The organism is Rhodococcus aetherivorans (assembly GCF_011058165.1).
Taxonomy (GTDB): Bacteria; Actinomycetota; Actinomycetes; order Mycobacteriales; family Mycobacteriaceae; genus Rhodococcus; species Rhodococcus aetherivorans.
This window is the reverse complement of sequence record NZ_JAALEG010000033.1, coordinates 1-25,501: the sequence shown is the minus strand read 5'-3', so window position 1 is coordinate 25,501 and position 25,501 is coordinate 1. Positions and strand designations below refer to the sequence as shown.

Sequence of the window (25,501 nt, the reverse complement as noted above, 5' to 3'; positions counted from 1 at the left end):
TCAGCTCCCCGCCGGGGCCTGCATGTCGGCCGGCACCTGCTCGGTGCCGTCCACCGTGCCGCCGTCCATCGGCACCGCGTCCGGACCGGGGGCGGAGGGATCGAACGGCGGCGGATTGCTCGGGTCGTACGAGCCGGGCAGCGTGGAGCAGCTCGCGCCGACCTCCGGGTAGGCGTAGCGGTTCAGCCGCAGCGACGCGATGAAGTGGTCGATCCGCTCGTCGTCGGCGGCGTCCACCTTCAGCTGATGCCCCCACGACTGCAGGGCGATCGGAGCGTCGAGGCCCGGGTACGGCGACATCATCAGGTAGGACTTGCCGTCCACCTTCGCCGCGAGCGCGTCGACGCCCGCCTGGTCGACCAGGTCGGGGTTGTACGTGATCCACACCGCGCCGTGCTCGAGCGAGTGCACGGCGTTCTCGGTGCGGATCGCCTCCGGGTACACGGTGCCGGTGCACGTGGCCCAGATCGCGTCGTGCGGCCCGCCGAACGGCGGGCTCTGGTCGTACGCGACGCGCTGCGTGGACCCGATGTGCTGACCGGCGGGGTAGTCGACCGTCACGACCCCCTCGATCGCAGTCGACGGGTCCTGATTCGACTCGGACGGCGTCCACTCCGCGAGCGCCTGGGAGTCCTGGTACTTCGGGATGATGCTGGCGGCGATGACCGCGACCAGCGCGACCACCGCGACCACGCCGCCGATCAGAAGCCACGGAATCTGCCGCTGCTTGGGCAGGCCGCGACCGCCGCTCTTCTTCTGGGCGGCCTTGATCGCCTTCGCAGACTTGGCACCGGACTTCTTGCCGGAACCGCCACTTACCGAACCGCTGGGCATCGTTGGGTGCTCTTTCGACGGATGGACAACAGAGGGCGCACGACGCTCGGTCCGCGCGTGCTCTGTCAACTCTACGGGCGGGCGGCGGGCAGGCATCCCCGCGGCGGGCGGGCCGTGACCGCGACAACAGGCCGGACCGGCGTCACGCCGGGTGGGACGGAGCCAATAGGATAGAGACCCGTGACTCCTGCCGACCTTGCCGAATTGCTCCACGGAACCGCTGCGAGGGTGCTCGCCGAGCGCGACCTCGACGTGTCCGTCCTGCCCGAGACCCTGACGGTCGAGCGGCCGCGCAACCCGGAGCACGGCGACTACGCGACCAACGTCGCGATGCAGGTCGCGAAGAAGGCCGGCGTCAATCCGCGGGAACTCGCGGGCTGGCTCGCCGAGGCCCTCACCGCCGCCGACGGCATCGAGTCCGCCGAGGTGGCCGGCCCGGGCTTCCTGAACATCCGCCTCGCCGCCGACGCCCAGGGCGCGATCGTCGCCCAGGTGCTCACCGAGGGCGCCGCGTACGGCAACTCGGACGCGCTGGCCGGAACCCGCATCAACCTCGAGTTCGTCTCCGCGAACCCCACGGGGCCCATCCACCTCGGCGGCACCCGCTGGGCCGCGGTCGGCGACGCCCTCGGCCGGATCCTCACCACGCAGGGCGGCGACGTCACCCGCGAGTACTACTTCAACGACCACGGCGCCCAGATCGACCGGTTCACCCGCTCGTTGATCGCCGCGGCACAGGGGCAGCCCGCGCCGGAGGACGGCTACGCCGGCGCGTACATCGCCGACATCGCGCAGGCCGTGCTGCAGCAGCGCCCGGACGCGCTCGCGCTGCCCGAAGAGGAGCGGCACGAGGTGTTCCGCTCGATCGGCGTCGAACTGATGTTCGCGCACATCAAGCGCACCCTGCACGAGTTCGGTGTCGACTTCGACGTGTACTTCCACGAGAACTCCCTGTTCGAGTCCGGCGCCGTGGAGAAGGCCGTCGAGACACTCAAGACCTCCGGGAGCCTGTACCACCAGGACGGCGCGTGGTGGCTCAAGAGCACCGACTTCGGCGACGACAAGGACCGCGTCGTCATCAAGAGCGACGGCAACGCCGCCTACATCGCCGGTGACATCGCCTACTTCCAGGACAAGCGGTCGCGCGGCTTCGACCTGTGCATCTACATGCTCGGCGCGGACCACCACGGCTACATCGGCCGGCTCAAGGCCGCGGCCGCCGCGTTCGGCGACGACCCGGACACCGTCGAGGTGATGATCGGGCAGATGGTCAACCTCGTGCGCGGCGGCGTCGCCGTGAAGATGAGCAAGCGCGCCGGCACGGTCATCACCCTCGACGACCTCGTCGAGGCGATCGGCGTGGACGCCGCCCGCTACGCGCTGGTGCGCTCGTCGGTGGACCAGAGCATCGACATCGACCTCGAGCTGTGGGCCAGCACCACCAACGAGAACCCGGTCTACTACGTCCAGTACGCGCACGCCCGGCTCTCGTCCATCGCCCGGGGCGCCGCCGAGCTCGGTCTCGGCGCCGAGAACACCGCCGAGCTCGGTCTCGGCGCCGAGAACACCGCCGAGCTCGGTCTCGGCGCCGAGAACGCCGACCTGGCCCTGCTCACCCACGAGCGCGAGGGCGACCTGATCCGCACGATCGGCGAGTACCCGCGCGTCCTCGCCAAGGCCGCCGAACTGCGGGAACCGCACCGCGTCGCGCGGTACCTCGAGGAACTCGCCGGCACCTACCACCGCTTCTACGACTCCTGCCGCATCCTGCCGCAGGGCGACGAGGAGCCCGGCCCGCTGCACGCGGCGCGGCTCGCGCTGTGCGCGGCGACCCGTCAGGTGCTGGCCAACGGGCTCGGACTGCTCGGCGTGAGCGCCCCGGAGCGGATGTGAACGCGCACCCCGCCGGTCCCCGGCACGCCGAGATCCCGCACGCACCGGGCCTGACCGAGCGGCCCGCGAACGCCGGCGAGCTGAACCTGCTGCACCCGAACGTGTGGCCCCGCAACGCGCGGCGCGGCGACGACGGCGTCGTGACGATCGCCGGCGTGCCCGTCACCGAACTCGCGGAGAGATACGGCACCCCGCTCTTCGTCGTCGACGAGGACGACTTCCGCTCCCGGTGCCGGGACATCGCGGCCGCGTTCGGGCCGGGCGCGAAGGTGCACTACGCGTCGAAGGCGTTCCTGTGCACCGAGATCGCGCGCTGGGTCGAGCAGGAGGGCCTGTCCCTCGACGTCTCGACCGGCGGTGAGCTCGCCGTCGCGCTGCGCGCCGGCTTCCCGGCGGGGAAGATCGCCATGCACGGCAACAACAAGTCCGTGGCCGAGCTGCGGACCGCCGTCGCCGCAGGCGTCGGGCACATCGTCCTGGACTCCATGTCGGAGATCGACCTGCTCGACGCGGTCGCCGCCGAACTCGACGTCGTGCAGGACGTGCTGATCCGCGTCACGGTCGGCGTCGAGGCGCACACCCACGAGTTCATCTCCACCGCGCACGAGGACCAGAAGTTCGGGCTGTCCCTGGCCGGCGGGGTGGCCATGGCCGCGGTCCGCAAGGTGTTCGCGAGCGATCACCTGCGCCTGGTCGGCCTGCACAGCCACATCGGCTCGCAGATCTTCGACGTCGACGGGTTCGAGCTCGCCGCGCACCGGGTCATCGGCCTGCTGCGCGATGCCGTCCACGAATTCGGCGTCGACAAGACCGCGCAGATGAACATCGTCGACCTCGGCGGCGGCCTCGGCATCTCCTACGTGCCCAGCGACGACCCGCCGCCCGTGGAGGAACTCGCTGCCAAGCTGCGGCACATCGTGCAGACCGAGTCCGCACTCGCCGGCCTGCCCGAGCCGACGCTCGCGGTCGAGCCCGGACGCGCGATCGCCGGCCCCGGCACCGTGACCCTCTACGAGGTGGGCACCATCAAGGACGTCGCGGTGGGGGCTCACCAGGCACGCCGCTACATCAGCGTCGACGGCGGCATGAGCGACAACATCCGCACCTCCCTGTACCAGGCCGAGTACGAGGCCCGCCTGGTGTCGCGGTCCAGCGACGCGGAGCCCGTCGTGTCCCGCGTCGTCGGCAAGCACTGCGAGAGCGGCGACATCGTCATCCGCGACGCCTGGATGCCCGCCGACCTCGAAGCCGGCGACCTGTTGGCCGTCGCCGCGACCGGTGCATACTGCTACTCGATGTCCAGCAGGTACAACCTGCTGCCCCGGCCCGCCGTCGTGGCGGTCAAGGACGGCGCCGCCCGCGTCGTCCTGCGTCGGGAAACCGTGGAAGATCTGCTCAGCTTGGAGGTTACGGAGTGACGACCGAAGCGGTGACCAACGAACCGGGGCAGCGCCCGATCGGTGTGGCTGTGCTCGGGCACGGCACCGTCGGAGCCGAGGTCGTGCGCATCATCCGCGACGATGCCACCGATCTCGAGGCGCGCATCGGCGCGCCGCTCGAGCTGCGGGGCGTGGCCGTGCGCACCGTCCGCGACGACCGCGGCATCCCGCAGGACCTGCTCACCACGGACGCCGAGGGCCTGATCGCCCGCGACGACGTCGACATCGTGGTGGAGGTCATCGGCGGCATCGAACTGCCGCGCAAGCTCGTCCGCACGGCCCTGGACTCGGGCAAATCCGTGGTCACCGCCAACAAGGCCCTGCTCGCGGAGTACACGGGCGAGCTCGCCGAGGCCGCCGAGGCCAAGCGCGTGGACCTGTACTTCGAGGCGGCCGTCGCCGGCGCCATCCCGGTCATCCGGCCCCTCACCCAGTCCCTCGCCGGTGACAAGGTGAACCGGGTCCTCGGCATCGTCAACGGCACCACCAACTACATCCTCTCGGCCATGGACGAGACCGGCGCCGACTACGCCGAGACCCTCGCCGAGGCGGTCCGGCTCGGATACGCCGAGGCCGACCCGACGGCCGACGTCGAGGGCTTCGACGCCGCGTCCAAGGCTGCGATCCTGGCCTCGATCGCCTTCCACACCCGCGTCACCGCCGGCGACGTCTACCGCGAGGGCATCTCGAAGATCACCGCCGCCGACCTGACCACCGCGCGGGCGCTGAACTGCACCGTCAAGCTGCTGGCCATCTGCGAGCGGATCACCACCGACGGCAAGGACCGGGTCTCGGCGCGCGTCTACCCGGCCCTGGTGCCGCGCGAGCATCCCCTCGCCGCCGTCAACGGTGCGTTCAACGCGGTCGTCGTCGAGGCCGAGGCATCGGGCCGTCTGATGTTCTACGGCCAGGGTGCCGGCGGTTCGCCCACCGCCTCCGCGGTGATGGGCGACCTCGTGATGGCCGCCCGCAACCGGGTGCACGGGGGCCGGGGCCCGCGCGAATCACGGTACGCCGACCTCGAGATCGCCCCGATGAGCGACATCGTCACCCGCTACTACGTCAACCTGCAGGTCGCGGACCGGGCCGGCGTGCTCTCGGCGGTGGCCGCGGAGTTCGCCAAGCGGGACGTGAGCATCGCCGCCGTGCGCCAGGAGGGCGCCGGCGACGGAGCCCGCCTGGTGGTGCTGACCCATTGCGCCACCGACAAGGCGCTGTCGGACACCGTCGCAGCGCTCGACCAACTCGAATCCGTGATCGCTGTGACCAGCGTCCTGAGACTGGAGGGATCCGCCGAATGAGCGCGCCCGAGAAGAACACCGCCACCCCCGTGCACACCCCGTGGCCGGGTCTGATCGAGGCGTACCGTGACCGGCTCCCGATCGGCGAAAACTGGAAGACCATCACCCTCCGCGAGGGCGGCACCCCGCTGCTGCCCGCGGCGCACCTGTCGGAACTGACCGGTTGCGAGGTGCACCTGAAGGTCGAGGGCCTGAACCCGACCGGCTCGTTCAAGGACCGCGGCATGACGATGGCCGTCACCGACGCCCTCGCCCGCGGCCAGCAGGCCGTGCTGTGCGCCTCCACCGGCAACACCTCCGCCTCGGCGGCCGCATACGCCGTCAAGGCCGGCATGGGCTGCGCGGTGCTCGTGCCGGACGGCAAGATCGCGATGGGCAAGCTGGCCCAGGCGGTCATGTACGGCGCGAAGATCATCCAGGTCCAGGGCAACTTCGACGACTGTCTCGAGCTCGCCCGCAAGACCACCGCCGAGTTCCCCACCATCGGGCTGGTGAACTCCGTCAACCCCGTGCGCATCGAGGGGCAGAAGACGGCGGCGTTCGAGATCGCCGACGCGCTCGGCGACGCCCCCGACGTGCACGTGCTGCCCGTCGGCAACGCCGGCAACATCACCGCCTACTGGCGCGGCTACACCGAGTACTTCGCGGACGGCCTCACCACCCGCAAGCCGCGCATGCTCGGCGTCCAGGCCGCGGGCGCGGCACCGCTGGTGCACGGCGCCCCCGTCAAGGACCCCGAGACCATCGCCACCGCCATCCGCATCGGCGCCCCGGCGTCGTGGAACGGGGCGATGACCGCCAAGGAGGAGTCCGGCGGCGCGTTCCGGGCGGCCACCGACGAGGAGATCCTCGAGGCGTACCGGCTCGTCGCCGCCACCGAAGGCGTGTTCGTCGAACCGGCGTCCGCCGCGTCGATCGCCGGTCTGCTCGCCGCCCGCAAGGAGGGCTGGCTCGATTCCGGGCTGAAGGTCGTGTGCACCGTCACCGGCAACGGCCTGAAGGATCCCGACACGGCGCTGCTCGGGATGCCGCAGGTGGAGCCGATCCCGGTCGATCCGGTCGCTGTGGCCGCGGCGCTCGAGCTGGCCTAGTGACCGCCGCGCCCTCCTCCGTTGGGAAAGACGACATGACGCAGACGCTGCCCGTAGGGATCTCCGTGACCGCCCGGGTCCCGGCCTCGAGCGCGAATCTGGGCCCCGGTTTCGATTCGCTCGGGCTGGCCGTCGGGTTGTACGACGAGATCACGGTCACCACAACCGCATCGGGCCTCGAGGTGCGCGTCGAGGGCGAGGGCGCCGAAGAGGTGCCGTGGGGACCGTCGCACCTGGTGGTGCGGGCGGTCGAGCGTGGCCTCGAGGCCGCCGGAGTGTGGGCCGACGGCCTGGACGTGTTGTGCCGCAACGTTATTCCGCACTCGCGCGGCCTCGGCTCCTCGGCCTCGGCGGTCGTCGGAGGCCTGGCGGCCGCCAACGGGCTGGTGCGCAAGGTGGCTCCGGAGCGCGTGCTCGACGAGGCGCAGCTCGTCCAGCTCGCCTCCGAATTCGAGGGCCACCCGGACAATGCCTCCGCCAGCATCCTCGGCGGCGCGGTCGTGTCGTGGAGCGAGTCGGTCGTCGGCGACGAACAGCGCACCTACCGCGCGGTGCCCCTCACGGTCCACCCGGCGATCCGGGTCGTCGTGCTGGTGCCGTCGTCGCGCTCGTCCACCGCGCACACCCGCGGGCTGCTCCCCGATCTGGTGCCGCACCGCGACGCGGCGTTCAACGTCAGCCGCGCGGCGCTGGCCGTCGTCGCCCTCACCGAGCGGCCGGACCTGCTGATGCCGGCGACGGAGGACCTGCTGCACCAGGCGCAGCGCGCCCCGGCCCTGCCGCTGACCACCAAGTGGATCGCCGCCCTGCGCGCGGCGGGCATTCCCGCCGCGGTCTCCGGTGCCGGCCCCACGGTCCTCGCCCTCACGACCGAGTCGTTCCCCGCGGACCTGCGCGCGGCCGCGGAGGCCGACGACATGACCGTGCTCGAACTCGACGTCGCGGACGGCGTGCAGGTCGTGTGAGCGAGCCCGAACCTCTCGAGTCGGGCGCGAACCCCCGGGCGACGCGCCCGGGGGCTTCTTCTTGCTCAACGTACAGTTCGTCGCTATTCTGTGCTTAGTCCGCACGTCGTGCGTTTCAGTCGCTGGCTTTTCCAGGGCATTCACTCCAGATCCATCGGGGCGATCGATCCTGGATCGATCCTCACCTGACCTCGTTTCGGGGAGATGGACCGACCGCACCTGCCGGAGGATGGCGTGATGGCGGACGTGCCGACCGTTCGATCCGTGAACACGTACGGCAATCCCAGATCGACGCAAGATCTGCGGAACGAACCCTCGACTCTGCGTGGCGCGAGTGAGGGAAGGAAAGGATCTCCGTGACAGATACGGACCTGATCGCTACGCCTGTTCTCGATACCACGGATTCGTCCGCGGGAGCGCAGGCCACCGATCCTGCACAGACTGCACCGCGTGCCGGTGGGCGGCGTGGCGCCGGTCTCTCCGGCATGGTGCTGGCCGAGCTGCGGACTCTCGCGGCCGAACTCGGCATCAAGGGAACCTCCGGGATGCGCAAGGGCGATCTCATCGCCGCGATCAAGGAGCGTCAGGGCGGCGGAGCCGCCGAGACGGCTCCTGCGCCGGAACAGCCGGCCCGGCCCGTCCGGGCTCGTCGCGCCCGTGGTGCCGCCCAGGACGCGGCCCCGGCCGACACCGCCGCCCCCGCCGCCGAGCCGGCCCAGGCGCGGCCCGCCGCGACGACGGCGCCCGAGCAGCCCGCCGAGGTGGCGGAGCAGCCCGCCGACGGCGAGGCCGAGGGTGGCCGCCGGGGTCGTCAGCGTCGCGGTCGCCGAGGTGGCGACCAGGCCGCCGAGACGACCACCGCCGAGGCCCCGAAGGACGCCGCCGAGGCGCGGACCGACGAGAAGCCGCGCGCCGAGGAGAAGACCGAGGAGAAGGTCGAGCCGTCCGACGGCGGTCGGCGCGAGCGCGGTCAGCGCGACGGCCAGCGCGACCAGCGCGACGGCCAGCGCGACCAGGGGGAACGCCGCCGCGAGGACCGTGGTCAGGGCCCCCGTCAGGACGGCCGCGACGGCCGGGGTGGCGAGGACGACGAGGACGGCCGCGGGCGCCGCGGGCGCCGCTTCCGTGAGCGTCGTCGCGGACGTGACCGCGGCGAGGCCGGCGGTGACACACGCGAGCCCGAGATCCGCGAGGACGACGTCCTGCAGCCGGTCGCCGGCATCCTCGACGTCCTGGACAACTACGCGTTCGTCCGGACCTCCGGGTACCTGGCCGGCCCCAACGACGTGTACGTCTCGATGAACATGGTGCGCAAGAACGGCCTGCGCCGGGGCGACGCCATCACCGGTGCGGTCCGCGTGCCGCGCGAGGGGGAGCAGGGCAACCAGCGCCAGAAGTTCAACCCGCTGGTCCGGCTCGACACGGTCAACGGCGGCGACGTCGAGGCCGCCAAGCGCCGCCCGGAGTTCAACAAGCTCACCCCGCTGTACCCGAACCAGCGGCTGCGGCTCGAGACCACCCCGAACATCCTGACCACCCGCGTGATCGACCTGATCATGCCGATCGGCAAGGGCCAGCGTGCCCTGATCGTCTCGCCGCCTAAGGCCGGCAAGACGACGGTGATGCAGGACATCGCGAACGCGATCACGACCAACAACCCCGAGTGCTACCTCATGGTCGTGCTGGTGGACGAGCGGCCCGAAGAGGTCACCGACATGCAGCGCTCGGTCAAGGGCGAGGTCATCGCCTCGACCTTCGACCGGCCGCCGTCGGACCACACGTCGGTCGCCGAGCTTGCGATCGAGCGGGCCAAGCGGCTCGTCGAGCAGGGCCGCGACGTGGTCGTCCTGCTCGACTCGATCACGCGCCTCGGCCGCGCGTACAACAACTCGTCGCCGGCGTCGGGCCGCATCCTCTCCGGTGGTGTCGACTCGACCGCCCTGTACCCGCCGAAGCGGTTCCTGGGCGCGGCTCGCAACATCGAGAACGGCGGCTCGCTCACCATCATCGCCACGGCCATGGTGGAGACGGGTTCGACGGGCGACACGGTGATCTTCGAGGAGTTCAAGGGCACCGGCAACGCCGAGCTCAAGCTCGACCGCAAGATCGCCGAGCGGCGCGTGTTCCCGGCGGTGGACGTCAACCCCTCCGGTACGCGCAAGGACGAGCTGCTGATGAGCCCCGACGAGTTCGCGGTGGTGCACAAGCTGCGCCGCGTGCTCTCCGGTCTGGACTCGCACCAGGCCATCGATCTGCTCATCGACCGGCTCAAGAAGAGCAAGAGCAACATCGAGTTCCTCCTGCAGGTGTCGAAGACGGCACCGGGAGCGCTCGACGACTGATCGCCGCGGCAGCGGCGCCGCATGCCCGGGGGCGGAATTTCTTCCCCCGGGCATGCGTTTGGCATAATCGAACAGCTCAGTCCGGTCCCGGTTCACGTCTCCGATCCGCGGAGGCGACCCGGCGGCCACGAAAGGGACACCATGAAGGCAGGAATCCACCCGAACTACGTGACGACCACCGTCGTCTGCGGTTGCGGGAACACGTTCGAGACGCGCAGCACCGCAGAGTCGGGACGGATCACCGTCGAGGTCTGCTCGCAGTGCCACCCGTTCTACACGGGCAAGCAGAAGATCCTCGACACCGGCGGACGCGTCGCCCGCTTCGAGGCCCGCTACGGCAAGCGCGACACCAAGAAGGCTGCTGCCGACAAGTAGCTGTCTCGCCGACGCCCGGTTCTGTCTCAGCCACAGACCGGGCGTCGGCCTTTTTCCATCCCGATCCGGGCGCGGCACGGATCGGCACGACGGACGAGTGGAGCGAATCACATGGCGGGGCAGACCAAGCCGTCGGCCATCGACGACATCCTGGCCGAACACGCCGGTCTCGAGCAGCAGCTGTCCGATCCGGCGCTGCACAACGACCCGGCGACGGCCCGCAAGGTCGGCAAGCGGTTCGCCGAGCTCGCTCCCGTCATGGCCACCTACACCAAGCTGCGGGCCGCGCGCGACGATCTCGAGGCCGCGCGTGAGCTCGCCGCGGACGACGCCGCCTTCGCGACCGAGATTCCCGCCCTCGAGGAGCGGGTGAGCGAACTCGACAAGGCGCTCACCGACCTGCTCGCCCCGCGCGATCCGCACGACGGCGACGACGTGGTGCTCGAGGTCAAGTCGGGGGAGGGCGGTGAGGAGTCCGCGCTGTTCGCCGCCGACCTCGCCCGCATGTACATCCGGTACGCCGAGCGCGCCGGCTGGCGCGTGGAGGTCCTCGGCGCGACCATCTCCGACCTCGGCGGTTACAAGGACGCGACACTGTCGATCAAGTCGAAGAGCGATGTGCGCGACGGCGTCTGGTCGCGCCTGAAGTTCGAGGGGGGCGTGCACCGCGTCCAGCGTGTCCCCGTCACCGAGTCCCAGGGCCGGGTGCACACCTCGGCGGCCGGCGTGTTCATCTACCCCGAGCCGGACGAGGTGGAGGAGGTCCAGATCGACGAGTCGGACCTGCGCATCGACGTGTACCGCTCCTCCGGCAAGGGTGGTCAGGGCGTCAACACCACCGACTCGGCGGTGCGCATCACGCACCTGCCCACCGGCATCGTCGTCACGTGCCAGAACGAGCGGTCCCAGCTGCAGAACAAGGCACGGGCGATGCAGGTGCTCGCCGCGCGGCTGCAGGCCGCGGCGGAGGAGGCCGCCGAGGCGGAGGCCTCCGCGGGCCGCGCCAGCCAGGTGCGCACGGTGGACCGCTCCGAGCGCATCCGCACCTACAACTTTCCCGAGAACCGGATCACCGATCACCGCATCGGCTTCAAGGCCCACAACCTCGACGGTGTGCTCGACGGCGACATGGACGCCCTGCTCGACGCCCTGGGCAAGGCCGACCGGGAGGCCCGGCTCGCCGCGGAGTGACGCCGTGAGCCGGGCCCCGGGCGGCTACTGCGCGGTCTCGCCGGGTTCGTCGCCCGGATCGTCGTCCCCGGGCACCTGCGAGATGTCGATGCCGGGAAGCAGGAAGCAGCTCTCGCCCTTCGCGTTCTGATGCGGTCCCCACACGGCGGACACGACGGTGCCCGGCCCGGTGTTCAGCAGCGCGACCGGGACGTCGCTGCTCTGCGGTGTCGCGGTCAACGAGGCGCCCCCCGTCTGCCAGGTGGCCGTGTTGACCCAGCCCACCTGACCGTTCTGCGCCTTCTGCTCGCCGACGGCGAAGAACAGCCGACCCTCCTCGAGGGCGTCGCTGTCCGTCTCGGTCACGCTGTGGATCGGCGCGACGTAGCTGCAGAGCAGCGGCGTGGGTTGGACGTCGATCGGCGATGCGGAGGCAAGTCCGGGCGCTGCGAGGCTGCCGGCGGCTCCGAGCGCGACGACGGCCGCTGCCCGAACCGCGAATCCCGACTTCGTCACAGGAAGATCCTTCCGTAGTTCCGTAGTGCTGCCTGACACGGACGATCTCGATCATGCCGCAGACCGGATGCGTGACCTGTCCGTTTCCGTGTGGTGACCGGCATGGCAGTCTGTACGCCGTGACTCGTCAACCCCTGCGCCTGGCGATCCTCGAAGCGGTGTCGGTGCTCGAGGAAGCCGGTGTCCCCAGCCCGCGTGTGGACGCCGAGCTGCTCGCCGCGCATCTGCTCGGCATCGAGCGCACCCGTCTCGGGCTCGTGCCGCTCGTCGACCCCGCCATGGTCGACGCGTACCGCGCGATGATCGCGCAGCGTGCCAAGCGGATCCCGCTGCAGTACATCACCGGCAGCACGGGGATGGGGGAGATCGACATCGAGGTCGGCCCCGGCGTCTTCGTCCCGCGGCCCGAGACCGAGCTGCTGCTGGCCTGGGCCCTGGCGTACCTGGAAGGACTCCAGGAGCATCCGCCGGTGGTGCTCGACCTGTGCACCGGCTCGGGCGCCCTCGCGCTGGCCGTTGCGCACGCCCGGCCCGACGCGGTCGTCCACGCCGTCGAACTCGAGCCCCACGCCCTGGCCTGGGCGCGGCGGAACGCGGAACGCTGCGCGGCGGCGGGGGACACGCCGATCCTCCTGCATCAGGGCGACGTGACGGACCGCAACCTGCTCACCTCGCTCGAGGGCCGGGTCGACATCGTGGTGTCGAATCCGCCCTACATTCCCGAGGGCACCGACCTCCCGCCCGAGGTGATCGAGCACGACCCGCACTCGGCGCTGTTCGGCGGTCCCGACGGGCTGTCGGTGATCAAGCCGATGGTGTCGAACATTGCCCGCTGGCTGCGGATCGGCGGTGCCGTCGGCGTCGAGCACGACGACACGAACGGTGCCCAGGTCGCGGAGCTGTTCGCGCAGCGCCGCGTGTTCGGTGACGTGACCGAGCACCCCGATCTGGCGGGCCGGCCGCGGTTCGTCGTCGCCCGCCGGGTGCCGACCGACGTGGAGGCGCGGCGCGGCGGATCCCAGGGCGGGACGGGTGTGTGATGCCGGACACGTTCGCGGCAGTGGAAGGATGAACCCGTGAGCACCGTCTACGACTGCAGTCGCCCCGATTCCCGCGCCGCCGGTCTGACCGCCGCCAAGGGTGCGCTCAAGGCCGGACGGCTCGTCGTCGTGCCCACGGACACGGTGTACGGGATCGCGGCGGATGCCTTCGACAGCGATGCGGTGACCAGTCTGCTGCGCGCCAAGGGCCGGGGCCGGGACATGCCGGTGCCGGTGCTGGTCGGCTCGTGGAACACGATCGACGGCCTGGTGAACACCGTTCGTCCGCAGGCGCGGGAACTCATCCGTGCCTTCTGGCCCGGCGGTCTCAGTCTCGTTGTGCACCAAGCGCCCTCGCTCGCATGGGACCTGGGGGACACGCGCGGCACCGTGATGCTGCGCATGCCGTTGCACCCCGTTGTGCTCGAGTTGCTGCGCGAGGTGGGCCCGCTGGCCGTGTCGAGCGCGAACGTCTCCGGCCGTCCGCCGGCCACCACGGTGGACGAGGCGCGCACCCAGCTCGGCGGGTCGGCGAGCGTGTACCTCGACGGCGGACCGGCCGAACACGCCGTCGCCTCCACCATCGTCGACCTGACCGCCGACCGGCCCCGCGTGCTGCGCGAGGGCGCCGTGGCGGTCGAGGACATCGCGGAGGTGCTGGGCGAGGACCCGGCGCAGCTGCGTGCCGGCGGGGAGTGACGGCGGGGACCGGGCGAAGTGACTGCCGCCGACACGGCATCCCTGGTGCTGGCCCAGTCGGGCCGCGGCGCCGGCGTGCCCATCCGTGAGCTGCTGCTCGTGCTCCTCACCGCCGCGGTCGTCACCTTCCTCTCGACCGGGGCCGTGCGGATCGCCGCGATCCGGTTCGGTGCCGTCGCGGTGCCCCGGGACCGCGACGTGCACGTCCAGCCGACGCCACGGCTCGGCGGCGTCGGCATGTACATCGGGCTGGTGGCGGGCCTGCTGTTCGCCCAGCAGCTGCCGGCGCTGACCAGAGGCTTCGAGTACACCCCCGACATGGGTGCGGCGCTGGTGTCGGGCACCATCATCGTGATCGTCGGGATCATCGACGACCGTTGGGGACTCGACGCCCTGACCAAGTTCGTCGGGCAGGTCACGGCGGCGGGCGTGCTCGTCGTGATGGGCGTGAGCTGGATCGTCATCTACGAGCCGTTCGGCGGCAGCACCCTCATCCTCGACCAGTTGCAGGCGGGGCTGTTCACCGTGCTGGTCGCGGTGGTGATGATCAACGCGATGAACTTCGTCGACGGCCTCGACGGGCTCGCGGCCGGCCTGGGACTGATCGCAGCCGTCGCGATCTGTGCGTTCTCCGTCGGGCTGTTGCACGACCAGGGCGGCGACGTCAGCGCGTATCCGCCCGCCCTGATCGCCGCGGCCCTCGCCGGCGCCTGCCTCGGCTTCCTGCCGCACAACTTCCAGCCGGCCCGGATCTTCATGGGCGACTCCGGATCGATGCTGATCGGCCTGATGCTGGCGGCGACCTCGACGAGCGCGTCGGGACGCATCCCCCTGGCCGCCTACGGCACCCGCGACCTGCTCGGCCTGCTCTCCCCGCTGATCCTCGTCGGGGCTGTCATGTTCATCCCCATTCTCGACCTGCTGCTGGCGATCGTCCGGCGCACCCGGGCCGGGGTCAGCCCCTTCAGTCCCGACAAGATGCACCTGCATCACCGGTTGCTGCAGATCGGGCACTCGCACCGCCGGGTGGTGCTGCTGATCTACCTGTGGGTCGGGGTGCTCGCGTTCGGGGCCGTCGGCTCCTCCCTGCTCGACCGGCGGGCCGTCGTGCTGCTCGTGGCGGGTGGACTGGTGTTCGCGCTGGTCGTCACGGCGGTGCCGTCGCTGCGTCACGAGGACGCCGACCGTCCCCGGCGACGCTGGGGCCGGCGCCGGGTCCGTTAGGCTTGATTCCCGTGACCTCCCCGGATCGGCCCCTGCCCGCCCTGCCCGACTCTTCCGCGCCGATGCGCGCCGCCGTCCGCTACGGCGTGCTCGGACTGATCGCACTGACGATCGTCGCGACGGTGATCGGCGGCCTCGTCGCCGGCCTGCCGGGCGTGTGGGGCGCGCTGATCGGCGCGGCCGTGGGAGGGGGGTTCATTCTCTTCACCGCTCTCGGCGTGCTGCTCACCGCCCGGCTCCCGGCGACGACGGCGGGCGCGGTGCTGCTGGGCACCTGGCTGCTCAAGCTGATCCTCGCGATCGTGGTGATGATGCTGCTCAAGCCGCTCGATTTCTACGACAAGGGTGCGCTGGTGCTCACCATCGTCTTCGCGCTGCTCATCGTCCTGGGGGCCGAGACCTACGGTGTGCTGTCGCAGCGGGCGCTGTACGTGGAGCCTGCCGGTAGCGCTGAGCAGGGGAACAACGACGAGCGGTAGTACCGCCGTTGTCAATGACCTGGCGGTACGGGCACCCGCCTACACAACGTCGTAGAAGTGTTGATAAGGTCGTCCCAAGCGAGTGCGACTGCCTGCGATTCCGGAGGAGTCGAGTGCGGTTGTGCCCTCGCAGGCGGTCGTGTTCGAATGGCCGCCGAGTCGACGAGAGTCGCCGACACCGACAGACGCTGGCCCCGATCGGGAGCCGACAGCAGCTGGCGAATACGCGAGCCGACCTGGTCGACTTGTTGGATCGTCAATGTCCGATCGAACCGCAGACGGCAATGCCTGCGGCCGACTACGGGAGAGAGCGCTGAGCGTCACCACCTTGGCTGCCGGAGAATTCCACGCGCCGTCACTAGCCGATTTCTTCCCCCCAGCAGTTCTGTTCGAAGGCACCCCCTTCGAAATGGACCGCCTGATGCTCATCCGCGTCGTCGTGGCCGTGCTCGTGGCGCTGTTCTTCGCGCTCGCGATGCGCAGCCCGAAGATTGTGCCCCGCGGTGTGCAGAACGTCGCCGAGATCATGATCGACTTCGTGCGGATCAACATCGCCGAGGACATCCTCGGCAAGCAGCAGGGCCGCCGATTCCTTCCGGTGCTCGTGACCATTTTCTTCCTCGTGGTCGGTCTCAACCTGACGTCGGTCATCCCGTTCCTGAACATCTCGTCGAACGCGCGCATCGGTATGCCGATCGTGCTGGCCGCGCTGGCCTACGTCGTCTTCAACTACGTGGGCATCAAGAAGTACGGGTTCTTCCGCTACGTCAAGAGCAGCATCGTCGTCCCGAACCTGCCCCCCGCGCTGCACGTGCTGGTCATCCCGATCGAGTTCATCTCGACGTTCCTGCTGCGCCCGTTCACGCTCACCATCCGTCTCATGGCGAACATGCTGGCCGGCCACATCATGCTGGTGCTGTTCTTCAGCGCAACCCAGTTCTTCTTCTTCAGCTCCGAAGGCGCGATGAAGATCTTCGGCATCGGCTCGCTGATCGGTGGCGTCGCGTTCACCTTCTTCGAGCTGCTGGTGATCGTCCTGCAGGCGTACATCTTCTCGCTGTTGACGGCGGTGTACATCGACCTGGCGCTGCACGCCGAAGAGCACTAGCGCGCCGACCGGCACTACCCACACAACACACAGACTGACTCGGTTGCCGATCCCCGGGGCCGAGCCACAAGAAAGGGAATGGAACACCAATGAGCGTTGCGCTTCAGGCAGTTGACGTCCTCGCCCAGACGGAGAGCACCATCAGCGGTCTCGGTGCGGTCGGCTACGGCCTCGCGGCCATCGGCCCCGGCATCGGCATCGGCATCGTCGTCGGCAAGGCGATCGAGGGCATGGCCCGCCAGCCCGAGATGGCCGGCCAGCTGCGCACCACCATGTTCCTCGGTATCGCGTTCACCGAGGCCCTGGCGCTGATCGGTATCGTCGCCGGCTTCATCTTCTGATCTGACGACCATGGCTGACAGCATCCTGTTGCTCGCGGCGGAGGCGGAGGACCAAAATCCTCTGCTCCCCGCGACGTATGACATCGTCTGGTCGCTGGTCGCCCTGATCATCGTCGGGCTCGTCTTCTGGAAGTACGTGCTTCCGCTGTTCCAGAAGGTGCTCGACGAGCGTTCGGAGCTGATCGAAGGCGGCATCAAGAAGGCCGAGGAAGCTCAGGCCGAGGCAAAGGCCGCGCTCGAGCAGTACCGCGCGCAGCTCGCCGAGGCCCGCACCGAGGCGGCGCAGATCCGCGAGGAGGCCCGTGCCCAGGGCCAGCAGATCATCGCGGACATGAAGGCCCAGGCCCAGGAGGAGAGCGACCGCATCGTCGCTGCCGGTCACAACCAGCTGCAGGCCCAGCGCCAGCAGATCGTGACCGAGCTGCGCGGCGATCTCGGACGCACCGCCGTGGATCTGGCCGAGAAGGTCATCGGGGAGTCCCTCTCCGACGACGTCAAGCGTGCCGGCTCGATCGACCGCTTCCTCAGCGAGCTCGACTCCCTCAGCGCTGACTCTGCATCCCGAAAGTGAGCACCATGTACGCAGCAAGCCGTGAGGCACTCGCTCAGACGCGTTCCGCGCTGCAGGGCGCGTTGGCGTCGAGCACCGCATCCGCTGCCGCGGGTGCCGCAACTGCAGCTGCGGCGCAGGCCGGCTCCGAGCTGTTCTCGGTGGTCGAGGTGCTCGACGATCAGCGCACCCTGCGGAGTGCGCTGGCCGACGCCTCGGCCCCGGCAGCCGGTCGGCAGGCACTGGCCGAGCGGGTCTTCGGGAGCAAGGTCTCGCCCGTCACCCTCGCGACCCTGAAGGCGGCGGCCGGGCAGGACTGGTCGACCCAGTCCGACCTGACCAACTCCCTCGTTCAGCTGGGCCGCGAAGCCCTCCTGTCGGCGGCGGCGGACCAGAACCAGCTCGACACCGTCGAGGACGAGCTGTTCCGGCTCGGTCGCATCGTGGCCGGCAACGCCGAACTCGAACAGGCCCTCTCCGATCGCACCAAGCCGCTGGCGGCCAAGCGGGAGTTCCTCTCGCGTCTGCTCTACGGCAAGTCCACGGCGATCACCGAGGCCCTGGCCGTGCAGGCCGTCGGACGGCTGAAGGACAAGGCCCCGGCCGACGCGTTCGACGCACTGTCGAACCTCGCCGCCACCCAGCGGGACCGCGCCGTCGCCCACGTGCGCAGCGCGGCACCTCTCAGCGCGGCGCAGGCCGAACGGCTCACCGGTATCCTGACCAGAACGTACGGGAAACCGGTCACGGTGCACGTCGAGGTGGTTCCCGAGCTTCTCAGTGGATTGGTCGTCCGGGTGGGCGACGAGGTCATCGACGGCACCGCCGCGGGTCGACTCGCCGCAGTGCGCAAGAGCCTCACGTAGTCCACTACCGAACACACACACATAGCGATCTTTTCGAAGACCAGATACCGAGAGCAGGAAGAACATGGCGGAGCTGACGATCTCCTCCGACGAGATCCGTAGCGCGATCGACAACTACACCGCGAGCTACTCCCCGGAGGCCTCCCGCGAGGAGGTCGGCGTGGTCGCCGACACCAGTGACGGCATCGCGCACATCAGCGGTCTGCCGTCGGCGATGGCCAACGAGCTGCTGGAGTTCCCCGGCGGTGTGCTGGGCGTGGCCCTGAACCTCGACGCCACCGAGATCGGTGCCGTCATCCTCGGCGACTACCAGGACCTCGAAGAGGGCCAGGAAGTCAAGCGGACCGGCGACGTTCTGTCGGTGCCGGTCGGCGACGGCTACCTCGGCCGCGTCGTGAACCCCCTGGGCCAGCCGATCGACGGCCTCGGCGACATCGAGGCGACCGAGAACCGGGCCCTCGAGCTGCAGGCCGCGACCGTGCTGCAGCGCCAGCCGGTCGAGGAGCCGCTGCAGACCGGCATCAAGGCCATCGACGCGATGACCCCGATCGGCCGCGGCCAGCGCCAGCTGGTCATCGGCGACCGCAAGACGGGCAAGACCGCCGTCTGCGTCGACGCGATCCTGAACCAGAAGGCCAACTGGGCCTCCGGCGACCCGAAGCAGCAGGTCCGCTGCATCTACGTCGCGATCGGCCAGAAGGGCTCCACCATCGCGGGCGTCAAGGCCGCCCTCGAGGAGCACGGCGCGATGGAGTACACCACCATCGTCGCGGCCCCCGCCTCCGACTCCGCCGGCTTCAAGTGGCTCGCCCCCTACACCGGCTCGGCCATCGGCCAGCACTGGATGTACCAGGGCAAGCACGTGCTCATCGTGTTCGACGACCTGACCAAGCAGGCCGAGGCGTACCGCGCGATCTCCCTGCTGCTGCGCCGCCCGCCGGGACGTGAGGCCTACCCGGGCGACGTGTTCTACCTGCACTCCCGTCTGCTGGAGCGCTCGGCCAAGCTGTCCGACGAGCTCGGTGGCGGTTCGCTGACGGCCCTGCCGATCATCGAGACCAAGGCCAACGACGTCTCGGCCTACATCCCGACCAACGTCATCTCCATCACCGACGGCCAGGTCTTCCTCGAGTCCGACCTGTTCAACAAGGGCATCCGCCCCGCCATCAACGTCGGTATCTCGGTGTCCCGAGTCGGTGGCGCGGCGCAGACCAAGGGCATGAAGAAGGTGTCCGGCTCGCTGCGTCTGGAGCTCGCGCAGTTCCGTGAGCTCGAGGCGTTCGCCGCCTTCGCCTCCGACCTCGATGCGGCCTCGAAGGCGCAGCTCGAGCGTGGCCAGCGTCTGGTCGAGCTCCTCAAGCAGGACCAGTACTCCCCGGTCGCCGTCGAGGACCAGATCGTGTCGATCTACCTCGCGGGTGAGGGCGTCTACGACTCGGTTCCCGTCGGCGACGTGCGCCGCTTCGAGGCCGAGCTGCTCGAGGACCTGCACCACAGCGCCTCGGGCGTCTACGAGCAGATCGCCGGCGGCAAGGCGCTGACCGACGACTCCGCATCCGCGCTGCTCGCCGCGACCAACAAGTTCAAGGAGGGCTTCATCGCCTCCGACGGAACCCGCGTCGTGAACGAGGCCGAGGCCGAGGCCCTGGGCGCCGACGAGGTCGAGCAGGAGCAGGTTTCCGTCAAGCGCACCACTGTTCGCAAGTGAGCGTGGAGACCATGACCCAGCGTCCTGTGAAGGGAGTGTGATCGACGAATGGCAAGCCTGCGCGAGCTCCGCTCGCGGATCAAGTCGGTCAACTCGACCAAGAAGATCACCAAGGCGCAGGAGCTGATCGCGACGTCGCGGATCACGAAGGCTCAGGCCCGAGTGGCTGCGTCCAAGCCGTACGCCGAGGAGATCACCAAGGTGCTCTCCGAACTGGCGAGCGCGTCCGCGTCGCTGGATCACCCCCTGCTCAACGAACGGCCCAACCCGAGGCGTGCCGCAGTCCTGGTTGTCACCAGTGACCGTGGCATGGCCGGCGGCTACAACGCCAACGTCCTCAAGGAGGCCGAGGAGCTGCGGCAGCTGCTGGTCAGCGAGGGCAAGGAGCCGGTGTTCTACGTGCTCGGTGCCAAGGGCCTGAGCTACTACACCTTCCGCGGCCGGCAGGTTGCGGGGGCGTGGACCGGCTTCTCGCAGGAGCCGCGCTACACGGATGCGGCCAAGGCGAGTCGTCACCTGGTGGAACTGTTCATGGCCGGGTCCGGCAACGAGGTGCCCGCGCCGAACGGTGAGGGCACGATCGAGGGCGTCGACGAACTGCACATCGTCTACACCCGCTTCGTCTCGATGCTGACCCAGACCCCCGAGGTGCGCCGGATGGCGCCGCTCGAGGTGACCGTCACCGAGGACGAGATCGACCTCGGCGAGGACATGCTCACCGACGGCCGGCACGTCGGCAGCAACGGCGGGCCCCGGCCCGGCTACAACTTCGAGCCGGAGGCCTCGACGCTGCTCGCGGCGCTGCTGCCGAAGTACATCAGCACCCGCATCTTCGCGTCGCTGCTCGATGCCGCGGCATCGGAGTCGGCTGCTCGGCGTACCGCCATGAAGGCGGCCACCGACAATGCCACGGAACTGGTGAACACCCTCAGCCGTCAGGCCAACCAGGCCCGCCAGGCGCAGATCACCCAGGAAATCAGCGAGATCGTCGGCGGTGCCAACGCGCTCGCCTCGAGTGCAGGAAGTGACTAAGCACATGACCGCAGCAGTAACCGATAACTACGGGGCGGGGGCGGCCTCGGCCACCGCCGGCCGCGTCGTTCGGGTCATCGGCCCCGTCGTGGACGTCGAGTTCCCGCGTGGTGCCGTTCCCGCTCTGTTCAACGCCCTGCACGCAGAGGTCACTCTGCCGTCCGTGGCGAAGACCCTGACCTTCGAGGTCGCGCAGCACCTGGGTGACAACCTGGTGCGCACGATCTCCATGCAGCCCACCGACGGCCTGGTGCGCGGCACCACGGTCGTCGACACGGGCCGTCCGATCTCCGTGCCGGTCGGCGACGTCGTCAAGGGCCACGTGTTCAACGCCCTCGGTGACTGCCTCGACGCCCCGGGCACCGGGCGCGACGGCGAGCAGTGGGGCATCCACCGCAAGCCGCCGGCCTTCGACCAGCTCGAGGGCAAGACCGAGATCCTCGAGACCGGCATCAAGGTCATCGACCTGCTGACCCCGTACGTCAAGGGCGGCAAGATCGGTCTGTTCGGTGGTGCCGGTGTCGGCAAGACCGTTCTGATCCAGGAGATGATCACCCGTATCGCGCGTGAGTTCTCCGGCACGTCGGTGTTCGCCGGCGTCGGCGAGCGCACCCGTGAGGGCACCGACCTCCACCTCGAGATGGAGGAGATGGGCGTCCTCCAGGACACCGCCCTCGTCTTCGGCCAGATGGACGAGCCGCCGGGAACGCGTATGCGCGTCGCCCTGTCCGCGCTGACCATGGCGGAGTACTTCCGCGATATTCAGGGCCAGGACGTGCTGCTGTTCATCGACAACATCTTCCGGTTCACCCAGGCCGGTTCCGAGGTGTCGACCCTGCTCGGTCGTATGCCGTCGGCCGTCGGTTACCAGCCGACGCTGGCCGACGAGATGGGTGAGCTCCAGGAGCGGATCACCTCGACCCGTGGCCGCTCGATCACCTCGCTGCAGGCGATCTACGTCCCCGCCGACGACTACACCGACCCGGCGCCGGCCACGACGTTCGCGCACCTCGATGCGACCACCGAGCTCTCGCGTCCGATCTCGCAGATGGGTATCTACCCCGCTGTGGATCCGCTGACGTCGACCTCGCGCATCCTCGAGCCCGGCATCGTCGGTGCCGAGCACTTCCGCGTCGCCAACGAGGTGAAGCGGATCCTGCAGAAGTACAAGGAGCTGCAGGACATCATCGCCATCCTCGGTATGGACGAGCTCTCCGAGGAGGACAAGGTCCTCGTCGGCCGCGCCCGTCGTCTGCAGAAGTTCCTCGGCCAGAACTTCATCGTGGCCGAGAAGTTCACCGGCGAGCCCGGCTCCGTGGTGCCGCTGCGCGACACCATCGAGGCATTCGACCGCGTCACCAAGGGTGAGTTCGACCACCTGCCCGAGCAGGCGTTCAACAGCTGCGGTGGACTCGACGACGTCGAGGCCGCTGCCAAGAAGATCGCCGGGAAGTAGTCCGCGATGGCTGAAATGACCGTGGACCTCGTTGCCGTCGAGGAGCGCCTGTGGTCGGGCACCGCCCGGCTGGTCAGCGCCCAGACGACCGAGGGCGAGATCGGTGTCATGCCGGGCCACGAGCCTGTCCTGGGCCAGCTCGTGGAGGGCGGCGTCGTCTCCATCACGACCGGCGACGGCGAGCGCGTCGTCGCGGCCGTGCACGGCGGCTTCCTCTCGGTGACCGCCACGACGGTGACGATCCTCGCCGAGGCCGCGGAGCTGACGGAGAACATCGACGTCGAGTCCGCGCGCGCCGTGCTGAGCGAAAGCCGGGACGAGGCCGAGATCGCCGCGGCGCGGGGCCGGCTCCGGGCTGTCGAGCGGGCCTGACCGGACACGAGAAGCCGCGACGGAGCCGACGAGCAGTGTCAGTTGGAATGATTGTTCTCATCGTTCTGGTGATACTGCTCGCGGCTGCCGTCGCGGCTTTTCTCTATCGCCTCGTCACCCTGCGGGGCGGCGGCACCGCCGCGATCCTGCGGCGCCTGCCCAACGGCGCCGGCGCCGGGTGGCGGCACGGCGTCATCCGTTACGGCGAGCGCACGCTCGTCTTCTACAAGCTCTCCAGCCTGCGCCCGGGCCCGGACTCGCGCCTCGCCCGGCAGGGAGTCGAGGTGCGCAGCCGTCGCGCGCCCGAGGGCAGTGAGCACGACATCATGACCGAGGACATCGTGATCCTCGAAATCCAGGACGGCGCAAACAACTTCGAGATCGCTCTCGACAGCGGTGCGCTCACCGCCTTCCTGTCCTGGCTCGAATCCCGGCCCTCGGACCGATCCCTGCGCGGCCGGCCGAACTGAGGTCCGGCCGACCGGGTCCTCACGCGCCCGCGCCCGGCTTCCAGAGCACGTCACCATCCGGGTTCGCGACGCGACCGAGGATGAAGAGCAGATCCGACAGCCGGTTGAGGTACTTCGCCGGCAGCACATTCGTGTCGTCCGGGTGGGTGGCCACCGCCGCCCAGGCGGAGCGCTCCGCCCGCCGTGCCACCGTCCGGGCCGTGTGCAGCAGGGCCGCCAGCGCGGTGCCGCCGGGGAGAATGAAGGAATCGAGCGGCGCCAGTTCCTCGTTGAACTCGTCGCACCAGCGCTCGAGCCGATCGATGTACCCCTGCGTGATCCGCAGCGGCGGATACTTCGGCTCCGGCACCACCGGCGTCGACAGGTCGGCTCCGGCGTCGAACAGGTCGTTCTGGATCTGGCGCAGGACCGGCACCATCCGTTCCGGTACGTCGCCCACAGCCAGCGCCACGCCGAGCGCCGCATTCGTCTCGTCGCAGTCCGCGTAGGCGATCAGCCTCGGGTCGTTCTTCGACACCCGCGAGAAGTCGCTGAGGCCCGTCGTACCGTCGTCGCCGGTGCGGGTGTAGATCCGTGTGAGATGGACAGCCATGCAGGTCACGGTACCGCTCCCGTATTCCCGCAGTGTGGTCGATAGGCTGTGGCGTTGTGAGTGATCGCTTTCTTGTCTCCGGTGGTAACCGGCTTGTCGGTGAGGTAGTCGTCGGGGGCGCCAAGAACAGCGTGCTCAAGCTGATGGCAGCCGCCCTGTTGGCGGAGGGGACGAGCGTCATCACCAACTGCCCGGACATCCTCGACGTGCCGCTGATGGCCGAGGTTCTCCGCGGGCTCGGATGCGACGTGGAGCTCGAGGGTGACGAGGTACGCATCACGACCCCCGCGCAGCCGAAGTACCAGGCAGATTTCGCCGCCGTCCGGCAATTCCGTGCGTCGGTGTGTGTCCTCGGACCGCTGGTGGCTCGGTGCCGCAAGGCCGTCGTCGCGCTGCCGGGCGGCGATGCGATCGGCTCGCGGCCGCTCGATATGCACCAGACGGGGCTCCGCCTGCTGGGGGCGCACAGCACGATCGAGCACGGCTGTGTGGTGGCCGAGGCCGACGACCTGCACGGCAACGCGATCCGCCTGGCCTTTCCGTCGGTGGGGGCCACCGAGAACATCCTGATGGCCGCCGTTCTCGCGAGCGGAGAGACCACGATCGACAACGCGGCTCGGGAGCCGGAGATCGTCGACCTGTGCACCATGCTGGTCCAGATGGGTGCCCGCATCTCCGGGGCCGGCACCTCGACGCTGACGATCATGGGCGTCCCCCGGCTCGAACCCACCACCCACCGCGTCATCGGGGATCGCATCGTCGCGGCGACGTGGGGGATCGCGGCGGCGATGACACGCGGCGACGTCCGCGTGCGCGGCGTCAACCCGAAGCACCTGAGCCTCGTCCTCGACAAGCTCCGTGCCGCCGGCGCGGAGGTGACGCCCGAGGTGGACGGCTTCCGGGTTGTTCAGCACGACCGTCCCCGGGCGGTCAACTTCGCGACCCTGCCGTATCCCGGCTTCCCGACCGACCTGCAGCCCATGGCGATCGGGCTCGCGGCGGTCGCCGACGGCACGTCGATGATCACGGAGAACGTCTTCGAGGCGCGGTTCCGGTTCGTCGAGGAGATGATCCGGCTCGGCGCCGATGCGCGCACCGACGGGCACCATGCCGTGGTCCGCGGTGTCGAGGAGCTGTCGAGTGCGCCGGTGTGGTCGTCGGACATCCGTGCCGGTGCCGGACTGGTCCTGGCCGGGCTGTGTGCGGACGGCGTCACCGAGGTGCACGACGTCTACCACATCGACCGCGGCTACCCGAGATTCGTGGAGATCATCGAGGAGCTCGGTGGCGTCATCGAGCGGGTCAACTCCGACTCCTGATGCGGAGCGCCGAAATCGGCTGTGCCTCAGTCATTTCGGGCTCAAACGGGCGGGTGGACGACATGGCTCGTCCGAATGTGCCGCGCATCACGGTGGAGTGACAGCGCGGAGGCGGGGCTGGGGGCGGCCCGCGAACTGGGAAAACAGTGCCGCATCGGAGCTTGACCAGCGGATTTGGCGCACGCTTGTTCCTCACGTAACTTATTCCAGGTCAGAGCGACACGGACACCGACCCGGCCCGCAGGGGCTCGGGACAACGAGGTTGGACGCAGGCGCCTGATTGTTCGGTTCGGAATCTTCTGGTAGGGTTCTGGGCCGT

Annotated in this window: 25 protein-coding genes; 22 read left to right on the top strand and 3 right to left on the bottom strand. The window is 69.6% G+C overall.

What is annotated here, in order from left to right; all coding sequences use genetic code 11:
- Positions 1-834 (bottom strand): DUF3105 domain-containing protein, encoded by an 834-nt coding sequence (locus tag G6039_RS14850; protein WP_006944388.1) that lies wholly within the window; start codon positions 832-834, stop codon positions 1-3.
- Positions 835-1,014: 180 nt separating this feature from the next.
- Between G6039_RS14850 and argS the strand changes: the two genes are divergently transcribed.
- The 8 genes from argS to prfA all read left to right on the top strand — a co-directional run bounded on the left by argS (position 1,015) and on the right by prfA (position 11,431).
- Positions 1,015-2,727, top strand: coding sequence for an arginine--tRNA ligase (gene argS, locus G6039_RS14845; RefSeq protein ID WP_043797213.1), 1,713 nt, complete (start codon positions 1,015-1,017; stop codon positions 2,725-2,727).
- Positions 2,724-4,145, top strand: coding sequence for a diaminopimelate decarboxylase (gene lysA / locus G6039_RS14840; RefSeq protein WP_006944385.1), 1,422 nt, complete (start codon positions 2,724-2,726; stop codon positions 4,143-4,145). The genes argS and lysA overlap by 4 nt, the downstream gene beginning before the upstream one ends.
- A complete protein-coding gene (locus G6039_RS14835) occupies positions 4,142-5,467 on the top strand; it encodes a homoserine dehydrogenase (RefSeq protein WP_006944383.1) in 1,326 nt (441 codons plus the stop codon). Before lysA ends, G6039_RS14835 begins: the two co-directional genes overlap by 4 nt.
- Positions 5,464-6,558, top strand: coding sequence for a threonine synthase (gene thrC, locus G6039_RS14830; protein ID WP_006944382.1), 1,095 nt, complete (start codon positions 5,464-5,466; stop codon positions 6,556-6,558). The genes G6039_RS14835 and thrC overlap by 4 nt, the downstream gene beginning before the upstream one ends.
- A 35-nt stretch (positions 6,559-6,593) precedes the next feature.
- Positions 6,594-7,523, top strand: coding sequence for a homoserine kinase (gene thrB / locus G6039_RS14825; protein WP_029542933.1), 930 nt, complete (start codon positions 6,594-6,596; stop codon positions 7,521-7,523).
- 356 nt (positions 7,524-7,879) lie between these two features.
- Positions 7,880-9,865 carry a transcription termination factor Rho gene (gene rho, locus G6039_RS14820; RefSeq protein WP_080688446.1) on the top strand — a complete coding sequence of 662 codons (1,986 nt, stop codon included), beginning with the start codon at positions 7,880-7,882 and terminating at the stop codon, positions 9,863-9,865.
- Positions 9,866-10,006: 141 nt separating this feature from the next.
- Positions 10,007-10,240, top strand: coding sequence for a 50S ribosomal protein L31 (rpmE, locus tag G6039_RS14815; RefSeq protein ID WP_006944378.1), 234 nt, complete (start codon positions 10,007-10,009; stop codon positions 10,238-10,240).
- A 111-nt stretch (positions 10,241-10,351) separates the two neighbouring features.
- The gene (gene prfA, locus G6039_RS14810) at positions 10,352-11,431 is read left to right on the top strand and encodes a peptide chain release factor 1 (protein ID WP_006944377.1); all 1,080 of its coding nucleotides are present in this window, start codon (positions 10,352-10,354) and stop codon (positions 11,429-11,431) included.
- 24 nt (positions 11,432-11,455) lie between these two features.
- Here prfA and G6039_RS14805 read toward each other — a convergent pair whose 3' ends face one another.
- On the bottom strand, positions 11,456-11,926 hold the full coding sequence (locus G6039_RS14805) for a hypothetical protein (protein WP_006944374.1): 471 nt from the start codon (positions 11,924-11,926) through the stop codon (positions 11,456-11,458).
- Between the two features lie 119 nt (positions 11,927-12,045).
- On the opposite strand from G6039_RS14805, the gene prmC reads away from it, so the two are divergent.
- The 13 genes from prmC (at position 12,046) to G6039_RS14740 (ending at position 23,271) form a co-directional block, all read left to right on the top strand.
- Positions 12,046-12,966 carry a peptide chain release factor N(5)-glutamine methyltransferase gene (prmC, locus tag G6039_RS14800; RefSeq protein ID WP_029542938.1) on the top strand — a complete coding sequence of 307 codons (921 nt, stop codon included), beginning with the start codon at positions 12,046-12,048 and terminating at the stop codon, positions 12,964-12,966.
- Between the two features lie 36 nt (positions 12,967-13,002).
- Complete coding sequence (locus G6039_RS14795; RefSeq protein WP_029542940.1) at positions 13,003-13,665, top strand: L-threonylcarbamoyladenylate synthase; 663 nt, start codon at positions 13,003-13,005, stop codon at positions 13,663-13,665.
- Between the two features lie 18 nt (positions 13,666-13,683).
- Entirely contained in the window at positions 13,684-14,889 is a 1,206-nt protein-coding gene (locus tag G6039_RS14790) for an MraY family glycosyltransferase (RefSeq protein WP_006944360.1), read from the top strand.
- Positions 14,890-14,951: 62 nt separating this feature from the next.
- A complete protein-coding gene (locus tag G6039_RS14785) occupies positions 14,952-15,368 on the top strand; it encodes a Cg1360 family ATP-synthase-associated protein (RefSeq protein WP_206531054.1) in 417 nt (138 codons plus the stop codon).
- 259 nt (positions 15,369-15,627) lie between these two features.
- Complete coding sequence (gene atpB / locus G6039_RS14780; protein WP_170914067.1) at positions 15,628-16,476, top strand: F0F1 ATP synthase subunit A; 849 nt, start codon at positions 15,628-15,630, stop codon at positions 16,474-16,476.
- An 89-nt stretch (positions 16,477-16,565) separates the two neighbouring features.
- Positions 16,566-16,817: an ATP synthase F0 subunit C gene (locus G6039_RS14775; protein WP_003935756.1), complete on the top strand. Its 252-nt coding sequence runs from the start codon at positions 16,566-16,568 to the stop codon at positions 16,815-16,817.
- Positions 16,818-16,827: 10 nt separating this feature from the next.
- Positions 16,828-17,388 (top strand): F0F1 ATP synthase subunit B, encoded by a 561-nt coding sequence (locus G6039_RS14770; RefSeq protein ID WP_006944352.1) that lies wholly within the window; start codon positions 16,828-16,830, stop codon positions 17,386-17,388.
- Positions 17,389-17,393: 5 nt separating this feature from the next.
- Positions 17,394-18,233 (top strand): F0F1 ATP synthase subunit delta, encoded by an 840-nt coding sequence (locus tag G6039_RS14765; protein WP_006944350.1) that lies wholly within the window; start codon positions 17,394-17,396, stop codon positions 18,231-18,233.
- A gap of 64 nt (positions 18,234-18,297) precedes the next feature.
- Positions 18,298-19,941 carry a F0F1 ATP synthase subunit alpha gene (gene atpA / locus G6039_RS14760; protein WP_006944348.1) on the top strand — a complete coding sequence of 548 codons (1,644 nt, stop codon included), beginning with the start codon at positions 18,298-18,300 and terminating at the stop codon, positions 19,939-19,941.
- Between the two features lie 48 nt (positions 19,942-19,989).
- Positions 19,990-20,973, top strand: a complete 984-nt coding sequence (locus tag G6039_RS14755) for a F0F1 ATP synthase subunit gamma (RefSeq protein ID WP_006944337.1) — start codon at positions 19,990-19,992, stop codon at positions 20,971-20,973.
- 4 nt (positions 20,974-20,977) lie between these two features.
- Positions 20,978-22,429 carry a F0F1 ATP synthase subunit beta gene (gene atpD, locus G6039_RS14750; protein ID WP_006944336.1) on the top strand — a complete coding sequence of 484 codons (1,452 nt, stop codon included), beginning with the start codon at positions 20,978-20,980 and terminating at the stop codon, positions 22,427-22,429.
- Between the two features lie 6 nt (positions 22,430-22,435).
- Positions 22,436-22,801, top strand: a complete 366-nt coding sequence (locus G6039_RS14745; RefSeq protein WP_006944335.1) for a F0F1 ATP synthase subunit epsilon — start codon at positions 22,436-22,438, stop codon at positions 22,799-22,801.
- Between the two features lie 47 nt (positions 22,802-22,848).
- Positions 22,849-23,271 (top strand): DUF2550 domain-containing protein, encoded by a 423-nt coding sequence (locus tag G6039_RS14740; protein WP_037200752.1) that lies wholly within the window; start codon positions 22,849-22,851, stop codon positions 23,269-23,271.
- Between the two features lie 19 nt (positions 23,272-23,290).
- On the opposite strand, the gene G6039_RS14735 is transcribed toward G6039_RS14740, so the two are convergent.
- Entirely contained in the window at positions 23,291-23,863 is a 573-nt protein-coding gene (locus G6039_RS14735) for a cob(I)yrinic acid a,c-diamide adenosyltransferase (RefSeq protein ID WP_006944333.1), read from the bottom strand.
- Positions 23,864-23,919: 56 nt separating this feature from the next.
- Here G6039_RS14735 and murA point away from each other — a divergent pair, with 56 nt between their 5' ends.
- The gene (murA, locus tag G6039_RS14730; protein WP_006944332.1) at positions 23,920-25,182 is read left to right on the top strand and encodes a UDP-N-acetylglucosamine 1-carboxyvinyltransferase; all 1,263 of its coding nucleotides are present in this window, start codon (positions 23,920-23,922) and stop codon (positions 25,180-25,182) included.
- Positions 25,183-25,501 lie beyond the last annotated feature (319 nt).

Excerpts from the sequence above, each read along its gene's own strand:
- G6039_RS14850 (WP_006944388.1), bottom strand. The coding sequence starts at position 834 with ATGCCCAGCGGTTCGGTAAGTGGCGGTTCCGGCAAGAAGTCCGGTGCC.
- thrC (WP_006944382.1), top strand. The coding sequence starts at position 5,464 with ATGAGCGCGCCCGAGAAGAACACCGCCACCCCCGTGCACACCCCGTGG.
- thrB (WP_029542933.1), top strand. The coding sequence starts at position 6,594 with ATGACGCAGACGCTGCCCGTAGGGATCTCCGTGACCGCCCGGGTCCCG.
- rpmE (WP_006944378.1), top strand. The coding sequence starts at position 10,007 with ATGAAGGCAGGAATCCACCCGAACTACGTGACGACCACCGTCGTCTGC.
- prfA (WP_006944377.1), top strand. The coding sequence starts at position 10,352 with ATGGCGGGGCAGACCAAGCCGTCGGCCATCGACGACATCCTGGCCGAA.
- G6039_RS14785 (WP_206531054.1), top strand. The coding sequence starts at position 14,952 with ATGCGCGCCGCCGTCCGCTACGGCGTGCTCGGACTGATCGCACTGACG.
- atpB (WP_170914067.1), top strand. The coding sequence starts at position 15,628 with ATGTCCGATCGAACCGCAGACGGCAATGCCTGCGGCCGACTACGGGAG.
- G6039_RS14775 (WP_003935756.1), top strand. The coding sequence starts at position 16,566 with ATGAGCGTTGCGCTTCAGGCAGTTGACGTCCTCGCCCAGACGGAGAGC.
- G6039_RS14770 (WP_006944352.1), top strand. The coding sequence starts at position 16,828 with ATGGCTGACAGCATCCTGTTGCTCGCGGCGGAGGCGGAGGACCAAAAT.
- G6039_RS14765 (WP_006944350.1), top strand. The coding sequence starts at position 17,394 with ATGTACGCAGCAAGCCGTGAGGCACTCGCTCAGACGCGTTCCGCGCTG.
- atpA (WP_006944348.1), top strand. The coding sequence starts at position 18,298 with ATGGCGGAGCTGACGATCTCCTCCGACGAGATCCGTAGCGCGATCGAC.
- G6039_RS14755 (WP_006944337.1), top strand. The coding sequence starts at position 19,990 with ATGGCAAGCCTGCGCGAGCTCCGCTCGCGGATCAAGTCGGTCAACTCG.
- atpD (WP_006944336.1), top strand. The coding sequence starts at position 20,978 with ATGACCGCAGCAGTAACCGATAACTACGGGGCGGGGGCGGCCTCGGCC.
- G6039_RS14745 (WP_006944335.1), top strand. The coding sequence starts at position 22,436 with ATGGCTGAAATGACCGTGGACCTCGTTGCCGTCGAGGAGCGCCTGTGG.
- G6039_RS14740 (WP_037200752.1), top strand. The coding sequence starts at position 22,849 with ATGATTGTTCTCATCGTTCTGGTGATACTGCTCGCGGCTGCCGTCGCG.
- G6039_RS14735 (WP_006944333.1), bottom strand. The coding sequence starts at position 23,863 with ATGGCTGTCCATCTCACACGGATCTACACCCGCACCGGCGACGACGGT.